The sequence below is a fragment of the Pseudomonas sp. ES4 genome (assembly GCF_050586665.1).
Lineage (GTDB): Bacteria > Pseudomonadota > Gammaproteobacteria > Pseudomonadales > Pseudomonadaceae > Aquipseudomonas > Aquipseudomonas frederiksbergensis.
On sequence record NZ_JBOBDO010000005.1, the window covers coordinates 157,911 to 170,541 of the forward strand.

A 12,631-nucleotide genomic window follows, 5' to 3' on the forward strand; every position below is an offset into this window, starting at 1 on the left:
CGGCAGTACCGTGCCTAGAAAACCGACCAGCCAATCCGCTGACTCAGCAGCTCCAGCGCGGCCATGCCCGCGAGGGAGTTGCCGGCGGTGTTCAACTCCGGCGACCAGACGCACACGGTAAATTGCCCCGGCACCACCGCGACAATCCCCCCGCCCACGCCGCTCTTGCCCGGTAAACCGACGCGATAGGCAAAGTTGCCGGCTTCATCGTAGAGGCCGCTGGTGGCCATGATCGAGTTGACTTGCTGGGTCTGGCGCGCGGTGAGGATTTGTTCGCCGCTGTGCTTGCAGAAACCATCGTTGGCCAGGAAACAGAACGCCCGCGCCAGGTCCACGCAGCTCATGCGCAGCGCGCAATGGCTGAAATAACTGCGCAGCACCGCTTCGACATCGTTGTGAAAATTGCCGAACGATTGCATCAGGTAAGCCATCGCAGCATTGCGCGCGCGATGCTGGTATTCCGACTCGGCGACCTTGCCATCTACCATGACTTGCGGGTTGCCGGACAGCCGACGGACAAAGTCGCGCATCGACAGCGCCGGCGCGGCAAAGCGTGACTGGTTGATGTCGCAGATCACCAGCGCACCGGCGTTGATGAAGGGATTGCGCGGTCGCCCGCGTTCGAATTCCAGTTGCACCAGCGAATTGAACGGTTGGCCGGAAGGCTCGTGACCCAGGCGCGTCCAAATGGTTTCGCCGGAGTGTTCGATGGCCTGCACCAGGCTGAACACCTTGGAAATACTCTGCACCGAGAACAGCGTATGGGCGTCGCCGGCGCAATACAGTTCGCCGTCATTGCCGTACACCGCGATGCCCAACTGATCGGCCGGCACTGTACCGAGGGCGGGAATATAGTCAGCCACCTTGCCCTGGCCGATCAGGGGACGAACTGCGTCAAGGATCTCGTTCAACAGCGCTTGCATGCCGGGTTCCGAAGTCTCGCCCCATGGGATCGCGGGGACACAGACGCTAGACGCCACTGGTCAGTGCTGGATCACAGTTTCCTGCAGGAGCATGCGATATCTGCACGACTGAAACACTACCCCTGTAGCAGCTGTCGAGCCCTAGCGAGGCTGCGTTCGGCTGCGAAGCAGTCGTGAAATCCAGCGGCTCGGTAGTCCAGGTTAATCGCGTGCACTGGGTTTACGGCTGCTTCGCAGCCGAACGCAGCCTCGCTAGGGCTCGACAGCTGCTACAGAGCTGAGCGCAGGCTCGACAGCTGCTACAGGATTTCGGGTTGGCCGAGAAATTTCAGGGTTACGTATCACAGTGTGTACAGCGCCCCTGCCGACACACCCCGCCCCTAAAACCCCTCGCCAAAGACACATCCCAGATACACCTGCTTGATGAACTGTGCCCGTCGATTGGCCGCGCCAATCAAAGCGTTCAACTCACTCAATGCTACGGAGTATCACCATGTTCAAACTCTCGACTTCTTCCTTGACCCTCGGCCTGATCATCGCTGGTGGCCTGGCCCTGTCCAACGCGGCTTCAGCCTCTGAGTCCGAGGCGTTCAGCATGAAACAACTGACCCACGGCTATAGCCAGGCCCAGGCCGACTCGGCAGAAAAACCGGCGGAAGGTAAATGTGGCGAAGGCAAATGCGGCGAAGGCAAGTGCGGCGCCAGCAAGTAACCCTTTGCGTGGGGCACCGCGGTGCCCCTCCTCCCTGACTGAACGGAGATCTCCATGACCACCTCACTCTCGTCGGCCGTAAAAGGCTTGCATCTGAAGCTCGACTGCGTCGGTAGCTGGATCGCGCCACTGACCCTGCGGGTATTCCTCGCCTGGGAGTTCTTCGAATCAGGCCTGGAAAAATTCAATGGCGAAAACTGGTTCGCCGATATTCAGGACAACTTCCCGTTCCCCTTCAACCACGTGCCAGCCACGCTGAACTGGGAACTGTCGATGTGGGCTGAACTGATCTGTGCCCTGGCCATACTGGTCGGCCTGGGAACCCGGATCTCGGCGTTGATTTTGATCGTGGTCACGGTCGTCGCGACTGCCGCCGTTCACTGGCCGGCCGATTGGTCTACATTGAGTGAGCTTGCTCAGGGTTATGCCATCAGCAATAAAGGTCACGGCAACTTCAAACTGCCGCTGATCTATCTCGCGGCCTTTATGCCGCTGTTGCTCTCGGGTGCCGGCAAGCTCAGCCTCGATGCGCTGCTGGCTCGAGTCTTCTGGCGTCGCGACAAGCGTTGAAGCGCCACCGGTATTGGCAGTGGACGGCTTCGCCGAATGATGGAAACGTATGCAGGCGCTGCCAAGCCTCAAGACTACGCAGCCCAGTAACCTTCACCCCACTCACTTGCGAAGACAGGAGCCACCATGAGCGTGACCACCCAATGGATCGAGATCGACAGCGCTGACGGCAAATTCGGCGCTTACCTGGCCATTCCGCATACCCGCAAAGGTCCGGGGATCGTGCTGATCCAGGAAATCTTTGGCGTGAATGAACACATCCGCTCGGTCGCTGAACAATACGCTGCCGACGGTTACCTGGTGATTGCACCGGACCTGTTCTGGCGCAACGGCCACCGTATCGAACTGGGTTACGACGAGGCCGGCTGGAAACGCGCCGTCGAGTTGATGAACGCCACCGACGTCGGCAAGGCACAGACCGACATCGAACTGGCCATCGACACCTTGAAAGCCCAACCGGGGCTGGACGGCGGTATCGCTTCGATTGGTTACTGCTTCGGTGGTTTGCTCTCGTACCACACCGCCGCCAATGGGCTGGTGGACGTGGCCATCGCCTATTACGGCGGTGGAATCCAGAATCAGCTGGACCGCGCCGATGAAATCGAAGTGCCGCTGCTGATGCACTTCGGCGAACAGGACAGCCATATCCCACTGGAAGCCGTGGAGAAAATCGCCGAACGTTTCGAGAACAACGATAACGTCGAAATTGTCGTGTACCCGGAGGCCGAACATGGCTTCAACTGCTCGCATCGCGACAGCTACAACCAACGCGCAGCGGCAGAGGCCCATGGCAATACGCTGATCTTTTTGGGTCAGGAACTGTAAGGCCGGAGTTTTTTAGCGCCTGTAATGGCCCCATCGCGGGCAAGTCGGATCATCGCATCGCACGCTCCCACATTGGAATGCATTTCCCCTGTGGGAGCGTGGCTTGCCCGCGATGGGGTCGATACGGTCTCAGCCGCTTAACGACAGGTTTCTTCTACCACCTCGCTCACCATCAACTTCGGATGTGCACTGCGTTCATGCACATGGCTCGTCGGTGTACGGTCGATCAACAGGCTCAACAATTCCGGGCGGCTGTAGTGACCGCGCGAATCCATCATGCGTTTGCGTCTGTCGATCAGGCCCATGTCGAGGTCGGCGATCACTTCGCCTTCGCCTTCGGTCAGCGAGCCCAGCACCACGCCGTCCGGGCTGATGATCGCGGTAAAGCAACCACCGGAAATCGGGCCGATGGGGCAACCGGTGTCGGCCATGATTTGTGCCTGTTGTTCAGGGTTCAGCCAAGCGGTGGAGTTGACTACGAAGCACGCCGCCTCCAACGCATGCTGGCGAACGCTGACTTCCATTTGTGAAGCGAACAAAGGCCCCGCAAACGATCCTGGATACATCGCCGCATGGATCTGTTCGCCGTCGGCCATCAAGGCATAACGGGCCAGCGGGTTGTAATGTTCCCAGCACGCCAACTGACCGATGCGCCCTACCGCGCTGTCGGTGGCGCGCAGACCTGAACCGTCGCCCATGCCCCAGATCATGCGTTCGTGATAGGTCGGGGAAATCTTGCGCCGATGCTGAATCAGGCTGCCGTCGGCATCGAACAACAACTGCGCGTTGTACAGCGTACCGCCGTCACGTTCGTTGACGCCGATTGAAACCACCATGCCGGCCTGTCTGGCGGCGGCGCCGATGGCCTCGGTGGCAGCCGAAGGAACAGTGACGGCCTGATCCAGCAGTTTGAGGTGTTCAGCCGCCATTTCGAAAGGCGACTGAACGAACGAGAAGTACGGGTAGTAAGGCACGATGGTTTCCGGGAACACGGCAAACTGCACGCCCTGCTCGCCGAGTTCGAGAATTTTCTGCACCACTTTGTCGACGGTGCCTTCACGGCTGTAAAGAACGGGGCTGATTTGGACGGCGGCGGCTTTTACGAGGGTCATGGCGGTGATCTCATTGAGGGAATGGACTACTTCGAGATCAAAATTACGCCAATAATATTTAGGCCGAAATGTCTAATACACCACCTTTTAGGACATTGCGAGCATCAACCGCGAGTGGCTCGCTGGATCACCTGCGGCGGCTGGCCAAATGCACGGATAAACGCTCGACGCATCCGCTCCCGATCACCAAAACCGGTATCGGTCGCCACTACGTCGATGGGGTGCCGGCCGGTTTCCATCATCAGACGCGCCGCCTCCACCCGCAGGTTTTCAATGGCCTTGGCCGGTGATTGCCCGGTTTCGGCATGGAACACGCGACTGAACTGCCGAGGGCTGAGGTTGGCGGCGCTGGCCAGTTCCTCGACTGACAGCGCGGATTTCAGGTTCTGCTTGGCATAGGCCAACGCGGCCTGGATGCGATCGGTCTTGGGCTCCAGTTCGAGCATTACCGAAAACTGCGACTGCCCTCCCGCGCGTCGGTGATACACCACCAATTGCCGGGCGACCCGCCGCGCCACTTCCACGCCCAGGTCGCCTTCAACCAGGGCCAATGCCAGATCGACACAAGCGCTCATGCCCGCCGCCGTCCAGATGTTGCCGTCATTGATGAAGATCCGGTCTTCCTCGACCTTCACCTGCGGGTACGCCTTCTGCAGCGCCGGCGCGTGACACCAGTGAGTGGTCGCCCGCCGACCGTCGAGCAACCCGGCCTCGGCCAGCGCAATCGCGCCGGTGCAGATCGAGCCCAGACGCCGGGTGGTCCGACTGGCGTTGCGCAAAAACGCCACCATGCCCGGGGATACCGGGCGGATCAGGTTGTCACCCAGCACCAGCAGCGTGTCGAACGAGCGCTGGTCGAACGCCGTGGTTTCCACGCCAAAACCGGCGGAAGTCTGCACCGTGCCGCCGTGCTCGGACAGCAAGGCAATGTTGTACGCCGGCTCGTCGGTGGCCATGTTGGCCAACTCGAACGTGGCGCACATGGCCAGGCCCAACACCTGAAAACCGGGGTAAACGATGAGTCCGATGGTGTGCATGGTGGCGGCTTTCTTTTGACCTTAAAAGTGGTCTGTCTGATTTAACAGCCACTGACATCGCGTCGCAAGATGGTCATCAGGTACTGATGCTGACCGGCATCGGCGGCTCGGCCATTGTCGATGCGTTGAACTATGCGAAGTTCTAGCAGCAACGGGTATTGCATTTTCCACGGCCGAAACGGGCCTCCTGACGCTCTCGAAAAAACGCTGAATAGCTCATGACCGGCTCGCCGGGATGATTGAGCGCCATTTGCGCAACGTAGTTATCGTAATCGGGCACTCCGACCATCAAACGGGCGCTCTGGCTGAGGAACTTCGCGACCTGCTGCAGTTTGCGGTACATGGCAATTCTCTCTATGAGTGGGGGCTGGCCCATGAAAGCGCACTGATGTATCTGCACTGTGTCAGCACCGGGGTCTTTTGTATTTTCAAGTATCAACCGCAGCGGCGATCAACGTCCGGCTCGTTCTCACGCTAGGCTGAAGATTAACGACATCGTGGAAGGAGGCGTTCGAGATGCAACTCAGCACGTTGAAAATCGATAAACCGGAAGCGACGAACTTCATTCTGGGGCAGACGCACTTCATCAAGTCCGTCGAGGACATCCACGAAGCGTTGGTCAATGCCGTGCCGGGAATCCGCTTTGGCGTGGCCTTTTGCGAAGCTTCCGGCAAATGCCTGGTGCGCTGGTCCGGCACCGATACCGCCATGATCGAACTGGCCCAGAAGAATGCGACAGCCATTGGCGCGGGCCATAGCTTCATCGTTTTCCTCGACGATGGCTTCTATCCCGTAAACGTGTTGAACGCCGTCAAAATGGTTCCAGAGGTGTGCCGTATTTTTTGTGCAACGGCCAACCCGACTGAAGTGATTCTCGTCGAGACGGAGCAAGGGCGAGCGATTCTGGGCGTGGTGGACGGCTTCTGTGCCCGTGACATTGAAGGCGAGGAAGACATCCTGTGGCGCAAGAGCCTGTTGCGGCAGATTGGCTACAAACTTTGAGCACCTTGCGTTATAAACAGGCGCTGAACTCATACCATGCACTTGTCTAATCAAGGAAGAAACGGCATTGAAAATAGCTTTTGGCGCCCTGTTGTTGACCGGGCTGACGACTCTCGCACTCGCTGACGAGAACCCTGTCGGCTTCCACGCTTCCACACTGGCGGACTCGCACAATGACCGTGCGCTAGAAATGGTCGTCTGGTACCCCAGTGCAACTACCGCAGCCACGCAAATGATTGGTGATGATGCGGTGTTCGTCGGGGCTTCTGCCGTTCGCGACGCGCCGCCTGCTGCTGGCAAGCATCCATTGCTGGTGCTCTCCCACGGGTACAGAGGTAACTGGAGCAACCAGATCTGGCTTGCCAGTGCTCTGGCTCATAGGGGTTACATCGTCGCCGCAATCAACCACCCCGGCACTACCACTCATGACCGTAGCCCTCCAGCAGCGGCGCAGTTATGGCAGCGGCCCGTTGATTTGCGCAGAGCTATTGATGGGGTCACTACTCAACCTGAAAAATTCGGCTTGGTCGCCAATGACCGAATTGCGGTGGTGGGCCATTCACTCGGCGGCTGGACCGCCCTGGAAATCGCCGGCGCCCGGTTCGATCCAGACCGCTTCGCCCATGACTGCAAAGCCCACCCGCAGTTATCAAGTTGCACCGTCTACGCAAAGATAAACCCCGCAACCACCTCGGAATCAAAGGCTGCGTTGACTGCCGATTGGCGCGATAAACGCGTCACTGCTGTGGTTACCTTGGACCTGGGCCTTTCACGGGGCATGACCGATGAAAGCCTGGCAACGCTGCCGGTACCCGCGCTGGTGATCGCTGCCGGCGTACCGTCGGAGGAGCTTCCCGCTGAGTTGGAGTCTGCCAATCTGGCCAAACGCCTGCCTTCGGCATCAAGCCGCTACGTCGAAATCAGCGACGCAAGCCATTTCAGTTTCTTGTCGGTGTGCAAACCTGGCGCGCAGGCATTGCTTGAAGAAGAAGTACCAGGCGATGGCATCATTTGCCGAGATGGCGACAACGCTCGCCCGCGCGGGGAGATTCAACAGCAAATTACATCGCTGATAGCAGAGTTTCTTCAGTCGTCTATCTACAAAGAAGACAGTTTGTAGAATCGGGGTACGAGAAACTGTCGCAGTTCAAAAAAACCGCTTGAGTAGTTTCAGCGTTCAATAGGTGACAGATTTATTTTTTCGCTAAATAGATCCGTCACCTTTTATCGGATCGGCTGTTTTTACGACCAAGCGATCACCGATGTTCCGCTGCCAACATTGACCTGAACTGAGAAATGATTTCCGAAGATAGCCCGGCACCTTCGAACACTGCGCAGGTGAAACTAACGGGTGCAGGGCCTGGAGCAGTGATGATGCGGTCTGCAACCACTGCGACCGGACTGTTTTGATAAAGCGTGCCCCCTTCATAACCTACGGCATGCTGTTTTAAGAAATCAGCGCTGTTTGAAGTATGAGGAACCGTGTCGAGAAGCCCGGCCCTGGCAAGTGCCAGCGTTCCCCCACAAATACCGGCAATTGTCGCTCCACTTGAACGACTAGCGTGAAGAAAGTCCCGGATATCCGGTGCTTCTGCGCGCTCCCAGACCATTCCTCCAATGACGACAACAACATCCGGTTTCCAGTCCAGACATTCTTGCAAACTGCTATCGACCGTTACTGCCAATCCACCTTGCGAGCGGAACTGCCCCGCAACAGGAGCGAAAAACCTGACGTCGATCCCGTAAAACGGGGACGCAGTTCCAGCAATGAAAGCGTATTCCCAGTCCGCAAAACCGGGTGTCAGTATCAATCCCACGCGTGCCATCAGTCAGAATCCTCCATGAGTGCCAATAATAAATGGCGACAACAAACATACATCAGGGGCTGTTTTTTGCCGATTTCTGCCTTTCACGACTGGCTGAAACCGACCCATTGCTGCCGGTCAGCATCGGCGGAAATTGGCCGGTTCCTGTCTGTTGTGACAGGCAGGAACCGACCTGTAATGGACATCCGACTAATAGAGAACTCGTGAATCAGTTTTCGATCCAGAGCATCGTCTGAACCGTAATATGCGGATGACTTTCTAACGGCTCCCATTCATCCATGAAAGCAAAACCTTGTTTTAGATAGAAGCTCGAGGCTCTTGCATTGTCGGGTGATACGTCGAGAAAAACGCGATCAAAGCCTTCCGCGATAGCACGAGCTTTCACAACTTCTACCAACTGAGTTGCCACTCCCGAGCCCCGTGCAGCGGGTTCAACCCACATTCCTATCAAGTTAAAGCGGTGCGCGCTATTGACTGCGGCACCGATCATTCCGATGGGCCTACCTTTCTCGAGTGCAAGCCAAAATGCTGTTCCGGTTGATGAGGCTCTAACTTTCCACTGTTCATCAGGGTATGCGGCAGCAGTTTGATAACTGACACCAAATGCCGTTGGCGCGTCCAAAAGCGCGGCCAGTCGGACTTGCTTTAGTCGCATCCAGTCCTCTGTTTCCGTCGATCGAATGTCCATGATCTTCCTTGATGGATTAGCGTCACTCAACTTCTCACAAGATAGATTAAGGGGCAACCGAGCTCGCATCGTATACGACCGCTGTTGGCCGATTTCTGCCGGTCACGACAGGCAGGAGTCGACCAGAAGCGGTCAAGGCGGATGAAATTACCTTGTACCAACCTACGATGATGTATGTAATTCCAAGCCCATTCAGTGCATAAAGTGGTTCACAGGTATGGACACCAGTACCCTCACACTCCAAGAGTTGTATCGTCCGGGAAGCTCCTCAAATGGCTGCACCGTGGTCGACAGCGGCCTCATCTGAATCGTGGCTTTCGAGCCAACCCCGATCAGTCGCGACAGGCTGAAAACGTCCAGGTATTACCTGCAAAAAACTCCTAGCGTCCGACAAAAAAATCCTAACCGTTCTGTTTCATGCGGACTAAGGTTCCCACAGGTAGTGCATCAAGCACTGATCTAGGAACTCTACGAAACTGAAAGCGTGCCACTGGTGCCTTGCTCCACGCGACCTCTTTGGGCATGGCCCCGACCGCTAGCGATACCGTCTCCGAGCCGCAGTCGCCGCAGGAGTTGGAGTGGACCTGGGGGCTAAACGGATGGCCAACATCTGGCTAAAAGCAGGCTCAATGCCAGCCCAGCGGCAAGGCTCATTGCTACCATCGTGCTTCTTGTATCTGAAAAGGATTCCCTCTATGCGTAAGTTACTTTTTCTAGTCATGCTGGCAGTTGTTGCAACGGGCTGCTCCAGCCGTAAAGACTTCTACGCAACCGGCGGGAGCAGAGCGGACGGCTCGATCGACATGGCTTACGACTTCAAGCCCTTTGAGACACCGGTCGTTGACTATAAGCAAGCTGAGTCAATTGCAAACAGCAAATGTGCGGTTTGGGGTTACAACCGCGCCGAACCCTTCGGTGGGAAAACTCAGAACTGCCAGGCCCGAGACGGCTGGGGTAATTGCACTGCAGGCCAGATGATCGTCAAATATCAATGCATCGGTAACATCACACCAGCTAACCATGCCTCAGCTCCAACGCTCACGTCGGTTCCGGTTGGTATGATGACTCCCGCTCAGTACAAGGAAGCTCGTGTGAAAGCATTGATGGATCAACACCTACCCTATGCCGAGTACCAGAAGCAGTATCAGGCGATCATGGCTGAGTAATTCCGTCGATACTGGTTCACGGTGCGGCTCAATATCTCCGAAACTCCCTGAGAGACGGCGTGAAACTGAGCCAGGTTTTCACTCGAAAAACTGCACTGTCGCTTTACTGCCATTGTTTGGCCAAACTTCAGCGATCACAAAATGTGAGGCGCATATCCGCAATGACCACTTCTGGCCGTTATCTGCCTGTCGCAAGGGGCCGCACTCGACCCAAAGCTGCCGGTTATGGAATTTCTCAGATGCTCAGAAGCAATCTGCAAATAGCCGCCTTCGGCCAACAGCAGTCCAACATCCAGCAAGGAATGCGCATGAATTGCTACTCCGTAACTTTAAGGCGGATTTGTGCACCATCTGGTAAATCGTCGATTTCCTTGGCAAGGTAGCCTGAAATTGCCACCTGTTCGTGAAGTGAGATTGTCGCCAGATTGCTCTCTTCATACTGCCCACCCAACACGGCAGGGATTTTCAGGCAATACTTGTACCCTGGGCGAAGCAGGCCAAGTCTATCCCTTGCCTGTTTGACCAATGTTTCCATGTACCAATCATGCAAAAAATCCTGGTTCTGAGAGAGGGCGTCAAGCCCCGCGCGATCATTTGCGACACGATTGCAGTACAGATCTTCAGGACACAGGCGCCAATAGCTACCCGCTACATCTTTGATGATGAGGTTGCCAAAATCATTATCGCCAACTACTTCTGCAGGTTTGATCCCGGCCCAACCCCACGCTTTTTCAATTTCTTCAATCAATTCCATAGATGCCTCACTATCCTTGCGTTTCCCAATGCCACTGTTATTACTCTTTTTGTTGCATATCATCCAGAGCGGGTGATGGTTGCTTTCTGCCTCTCGCGATGGGCAGAAAACGACCCATAGCTGCCGGTGAGCACCGACAGAAATCGGCCAAAACCGGTCACTCACAAAATAGACTCTCTCGGTGGACCACCTCACAGTGTTGCGCATCGTAGCGGCGATCCGGCTTACTATCGAACGCAGAAAGACAAACGAGGACATATCGATTGAACGCCGTAAGCGAATATAAAGATTGGCTAGTAAATGATCTGGCTCGCTCCGAAAAGGACGAATGGTGTTTGACTAATGCCAGAGAGGAGATCGTGACGAGGCTGAAACCGGACGAAGCTTATGCTGCCCTCGTAAGCGCGCTTGAGCTCACGGTAAAGCAAGACAGTCCATTCTACTTTGCGAACTGTTGCTGGTTTGTCCTTGCTCTGGCTCGCAAAGCTGACACAACGCAGTTTCCTTCAGACGCATTTTCAATTATCCCCGCTCTCGAATCCAAAGCCAGGCTGCTGTGTGAACAGCATGCACTCGAAGGAGTGTTCACGTGGTTTCGTATTAACCCTTGGACAGCCTATTGAAGTTGAAACCATAGGACGTAATACGTCATGCTTTCCAAGCAAAAAAAACACATCTGGCTTTGCTTGTTTTTTCTTTTCCCAAAGGGCCGCTTTGGGTCGATAGCTGCCCGCCGTGAACGACTGCTTTTGGCCGATAGCTGCCCATCGCGAAACGGTGCAATCGACCGACGCCTCCGCCACCAATCTGATGCATTCCTCGTCCCGCTGCGTGCCGCCACCTTCGACACACGCCTGCGATAACAGAGTCCCCCGTATGCGCACGCAATGGTTTTGAAAGGCTTCGAGGGCATCTGCCGCCCGCGCGGTTGAGTTCACTGAAAGCTAGCCACTTGGTAGCCGATCGACGAGGAAACCCACAAAAGTTTTCACCCTTCGGATCGGCGTGCCAACGGTAGTGACCTAAAGAAGCGACTAATTGTTGTGTTGGATCTCCAGCATCCTGAACGTCACTTTTCCACCCTCGGTGGGATAGCCGGTGTTGTCCTGCACATATGCGCCCGCTTTGAAATACAGTGGCTTGGTCTTCCAGCTCGGGTCGATGGTGGTTCTCCAGTTGTTTCCTGCTGCGCTGATGCCCAGCGCGCCCTTCGGGCTGAGGTGGAGCTGGTAGGAAAAGTTGCGGCCGAGCGGCACACCCGTCGCAATGGTAATGACCTGGCCCTCTTCATCGTCGGCGCGCATGCGCACCTTGGCGACAATGTTTCCCGTCGAAGCCGACGTTTTGTATTGGTATTCCAGCTTCACCATGGGACTGTTGCTGTCCTTGTTGTGAATCTGACCAATCACGATCTTGCCGGAGCTGGGCACCTGATTGACGCTCAGATTCGCCCGCAGAATGTTATCCGCCGCTGAATACTGCCAGTTGCGTAGCCTTCCATCGCTATAGGTTTCCCGCAACTCGCTGCGCGGGTAAATAGCGTTGGCCGTCCTGGAACCGGTTACAGGTGCCCAGAAAGAAAGGGTAGCGGCTTCAGAACTGAAATACTGGCCCTTGAAGCCTTGCGCCAGTCGAGGCGTTTCTATGGTGGCCGGTGGGCTGCCTTCAGGGATGCTTAAATTCCAGGTGGCGAGGTCGATCATGTCAATAATCCTGTATGCGGGGAATGTTGCGGCCACAGTTGCGCTCGAACCGACGCTATTGAGCTGTGTCAATTGGGTCTGCTGATCAGGAAAACGGTATGGCAGTAGATTGACGTCAAATGATCGTCGAGGTGATTAGTGCAGGCTTTGTGCCTGCCGGGGTTACCGTTGGTCGGCTATTTTGAACGTTGACGGAACTAATTCTGGTTGCTTGCGGCGAAGGGACCTGAGCCATCAGCGGTGCACAGGTCGGCTAGGATGAGTGGATGCACTGGACCAAGAACACGTTCAGAAGCCGGTTCTGAATAACCGG

At 56.2% G+C, this 12,631-nt stretch carries 14 protein-coding genes; 6 read left to right on the forward strand and 8 right to left on the reverse strand.

Annotation, left to right across the window (positions count from 1 at the left end; all coding sequences use genetic code 11):
- Positions 1–14 precede the first annotated feature (14 nt).
- Positions 15–923 (reverse strand): glutaminase B, encoded by a 909-nt coding sequence (glsB, locus tag ACQ4OB_RS08070; RefSeq protein ID WP_076031393.1) that lies wholly within the window; start codon positions 921–923, stop codon positions 15–17.
- Between the two features lie 493 nt (positions 924–1,416).
- Here glsB and ACQ4OB_RS08075 point away from each other — a divergent pair, with 493 nt between their 5' ends.
- The 3 genes from ACQ4OB_RS08075 (at position 1,417) to ACQ4OB_RS08085 (ending at position 3,030) form a co-directional block, all read left to right on the forward strand.
- Positions 1,417–1,635, forward strand: a complete 219-nt coding sequence (locus ACQ4OB_RS08075) for an HvfA family oxazolone/thioamide-modified RiPP metallophore (protein WP_074875921.1) — start codon at positions 1,417–1,419, stop codon at positions 1,633–1,635.
- 54 nt (positions 1,636–1,689) lie between these two features.
- Positions 1,690–2,205: an HvfX family Cu-binding RiPP maturation protein gene (locus tag ACQ4OB_RS08080; RefSeq protein ID WP_430955451.1), complete on the forward strand. Its 516-nt coding sequence runs from the start codon at positions 1,690–1,692 to the stop codon at positions 2,203–2,205.
- A 126-nt stretch (positions 2,206–2,331) separates the two neighbouring features.
- The gene (locus ACQ4OB_RS08085) at positions 2,332–3,030 is read left to right on the forward strand and encodes a dienelactone hydrolase family protein (protein ID WP_430955452.1); all 699 of its coding nucleotides are present in this window, start codon (positions 2,332–2,334) and stop codon (positions 3,028–3,030) included.
- A 137-nt stretch (positions 3,031–3,167) separates the two neighbouring features.
- Here the strand turns inward: ACQ4OB_RS08085 and ACQ4OB_RS08090 are convergent, their stop codons facing one another.
- The 3 genes from ACQ4OB_RS08090 to ACQ4OB_RS08100 form a co-directional block, all read right to left on the reverse strand.
- A complete protein-coding gene (locus ACQ4OB_RS08090) occupies positions 3,168–4,142 on the reverse strand; it encodes a nitrilase-related carbon-nitrogen hydrolase (protein ID WP_430955453.1) in 975 nt (324 codons plus the stop codon).
- A gap of 104 nt (positions 4,143–4,246) precedes the next feature.
- Positions 4,247–5,179, reverse strand: coding sequence for a GlxA family transcriptional regulator (locus tag ACQ4OB_RS08095; protein WP_430955454.1), 933 nt, complete (start codon positions 5,177–5,179; stop codon positions 4,247–4,249).
- Between the two features lie 142 nt (positions 5,180–5,321).
- Entirely contained in the window at positions 5,322–5,522 is a 201-nt protein-coding gene (locus tag ACQ4OB_RS08100; RefSeq protein ID WP_074875912.1) for a YbdD/YjiX family protein, read from the reverse strand.
- A gap of 173 nt (positions 5,523–5,695) precedes the next feature.
- Between ACQ4OB_RS08100 and ACQ4OB_RS08105 the strand changes: the two genes are divergently transcribed.
- Together ACQ4OB_RS08105 and ACQ4OB_RS08110 are read left to right on the forward strand one after the other, a co-directional pair.
- On the forward strand, positions 5,696–6,181 hold the full coding sequence (locus ACQ4OB_RS08105; RefSeq protein ID WP_074875910.1) for an adenosine-specific kinase: 486 nt from the start codon (positions 5,696–5,698) through the stop codon (positions 6,179–6,181).
- A 67-nt stretch (positions 6,182–6,248) separates the two neighbouring features.
- Complete coding sequence (locus tag ACQ4OB_RS08110) at positions 6,249–7,301, forward strand: alpha/beta hydrolase family protein (RefSeq protein ID WP_430955455.1); 1,053 nt, start codon at positions 6,249–6,251, stop codon at positions 7,299–7,301.
- Positions 7,302–7,437: 136 nt separating this feature from the next.
- Here ACQ4OB_RS08110 and ACQ4OB_RS08115 read toward each other — a convergent pair whose 3' ends face one another.
- Both ACQ4OB_RS08115 and ACQ4OB_RS08120 read right to left on the reverse strand, forming a co-directional pair.
- Positions 7,438–8,007 carry a DJ-1/PfpI family protein gene (locus tag ACQ4OB_RS08115; protein ID WP_430955456.1) on the reverse strand — a complete coding sequence of 190 codons (570 nt, stop codon included), beginning with the start codon at positions 8,005–8,007 and terminating at the stop codon, positions 7,438–7,440.
- Positions 8,008–8,215: 208 nt separating this feature from the next.
- Entirely contained in the window at positions 8,216–8,695 is a 480-nt protein-coding gene (locus ACQ4OB_RS08120; RefSeq protein ID WP_430955457.1) for a GNAT family N-acetyltransferase, read from the reverse strand.
- A 695-nt stretch (positions 8,696–9,390) separates the two neighbouring features.
- Here ACQ4OB_RS08120 and yecR point away from each other — a divergent pair.
- Positions 9,391–9,861: a YecR family lipoprotein gene (gene yecR, locus ACQ4OB_RS08125; RefSeq protein ID WP_430955458.1), complete on the forward strand. Its 471-nt coding sequence runs from the start codon at positions 9,391–9,393 to the stop codon at positions 9,859–9,861.
- Positions 9,862–10,177: 316 nt separating this feature from the next.
- Here the strand turns inward: yecR and ACQ4OB_RS08130 are convergent, their stop codons facing one another.
- Together ACQ4OB_RS08130 and ACQ4OB_RS08135 are read right to left on the reverse strand one after the other, a co-directional pair.
- Positions 10,178–10,615, reverse strand: coding sequence for a T6SS immunity protein Tdi1 domain-containing protein (locus tag ACQ4OB_RS08130; protein ID WP_430955459.1), 438 nt, complete (start codon positions 10,613–10,615; stop codon positions 10,178–10,180).
- Positions 10,616–11,649: 1,034 nt separating this feature from the next.
- Positions 11,650–12,318: a polysaccharide lyase family 7 protein gene (locus ACQ4OB_RS08135; RefSeq protein ID WP_102616436.1), complete on the reverse strand. Its 669-nt coding sequence runs from the start codon at positions 12,316–12,318 to the stop codon at positions 11,650–11,652.
- Between the last annotated feature and the right edge of the window lie 313 nt (positions 12,319–12,631).

Excerpts from the sequence above, each read along its gene's own strand:
- ACQ4OB_RS08100 (WP_074875912.1), bottom strand. The coding sequence starts at position 5,522 with ATGTACCGCAAACTGCAGCAGGTCGCGAAGTTCCTCAGCCAGAGCGCC.
- ACQ4OB_RS08080 (WP_430955451.1), top strand. The coding sequence starts at position 1,690 with ATGACCACCTCACTCTCGTCGGCCGTAAAAGGCTTGCATCTGAAGCTC.
- ACQ4OB_RS08085 (WP_430955452.1), top strand. The coding sequence starts at position 2,332 with ATGAGCGTGACCACCCAATGGATCGAGATCGACAGCGCTGACGGCAAA.
- ACQ4OB_RS08105 (WP_074875910.1), top strand. The coding sequence starts at position 5,696 with ATGCAACTCAGCACGTTGAAAATCGATAAACCGGAAGCGACGAACTTC.
- ACQ4OB_RS08120 (WP_430955457.1), bottom strand. The coding sequence starts at position 8,695 with ATGGACATTCGATCGACGGAAACAGAGGACTGGATGCGACTAAAGCAA.
- ACQ4OB_RS08135 (WP_102616436.1), bottom strand. The coding sequence starts at position 12,318 with ATGATCGACCTCGCCACCTGGAATTTAAGCATCCCTGAAGGCAGCCCA.
- yecR (WP_430955458.1), top strand. The coding sequence starts at position 9,391 with ATGCGTAAGTTACTTTTTCTAGTCATGCTGGCAGTTGTTGCAACGGGC.
- ACQ4OB_RS08075 (WP_074875921.1), top strand. The coding sequence starts at position 1,417 with ATGTTCAAACTCTCGACTTCTTCCTTGACCCTCGGCCTGATCATCGCT.
- glsB (WP_076031393.1), bottom strand. The coding sequence starts at position 923 with ATGCAAGCGCTGTTGAACGAGATCCTTGACGCAGTTCGTCCCCTGATC.
- ACQ4OB_RS08130 (WP_430955459.1), bottom strand. The coding sequence starts at position 10,615 with ATGGAATTGATTGAAGAAATTGAAAAAGCGTGGGGTTGGGCCGGGATC.
- ACQ4OB_RS08115 (WP_430955456.1), bottom strand. The coding sequence starts at position 8,007 with ATGGCACGCGTGGGATTGATACTGACACCCGGTTTTGCGGACTGGGAA.
- ACQ4OB_RS08095 (WP_430955454.1), bottom strand. The coding sequence starts at position 5,179 with ATGCACACCATCGGACTCATCGTTTACCCCGGTTTTCAGGTGTTGGGC.
- ACQ4OB_RS08090 (WP_430955453.1), bottom strand. The coding sequence starts at position 4,142 with ATGACCCTCGTAAAAGCCGCCGCCGTCCAAATCAGCCCCGTTCTTTAC.